Origin of the sequence: Methyloceanibacter stevinii, assembly GCF_001723355.1 — a bacterium.
Classification (GTDB): Bacteria; Pseudomonadota; Alphaproteobacteria; order Rhizobiales; family Methyloligellaceae; genus Methyloceanibacter; species Methyloceanibacter stevinii.
Window position 1 is genome coordinate 1 of the sequence record NZ_LPWE01000006.1, and the last position, 679, is coordinate 679.

The 679-nt window shown below is 67.5% G+C and carries 1 protein-coding gene; it reads right to left on the reverse strand.

Annotation, left to right across the window (positions count from 1 at the left end):
• Nucleotides 1-679: polysaccharide biosynthesis/export family protein (locus AUC70_RS03885; protein WP_141701942.1), on the reverse strand; the 679-nt coding region annotated here is incomplete at both ends.

Below are 679 nucleotides of genomic sequence, written 5' to 3' on the forward strand. Positions count from 1 at the left end.
AGAACACGCGTTGGAGGACGTAAATAGTGTCGCCCGGCTGGACGGGATAATCGGTCGGCACCATGACGGTCGACATGACGCCGTCGAATTTGCGGGTGAGGCGGACGAAGCGCTGCTTGGCGCGGGGCGTGTAGCCCTCGGCGATGGCGACGGCGTTCTCGACTGTCAGACCCTGGGCGAACGGATATTGGCCCGGCCGCGTGACCTGTCCGAGGATGTAGAACGGCCGGTAGGTGATCACCTCGGCGGTGACCTTCGGATCCTTGATGTATTGGCTGCGCAGCCGGCTGGCGACCTGGCGCGCGAGCTCGTCGGCGGTAAGGCCCCGCGCGCGGACCTGTCCGATCAAGGGCACGGCGACGGTGCCGGAGGCTGAGACCGTATAGACGTTCGAGAGGTTCTGCTGCCCGAACACGATGATGCGGACGCGGTCGCCTGCATCGAGCGTGTAGTTGGCGTGGGGCACCACGGGGACGCCGGGCGGCGCGCGGCCTGCGCCAGGCGGAAACAGCTGGCCGGGCCAGGGCAGGGGCGCGGGCGTGGAAAGAGCGAGATCCGGCGTTGTCAGCCCCGGGATGGCGCCGCCCTTGCACCCCGACAGGCCGCTCGCCACGAGGACGAGCAACAGGGTGAGGATCTTCTTGGCACTGACCGTGATACGGCACGTGGTCATACAAGC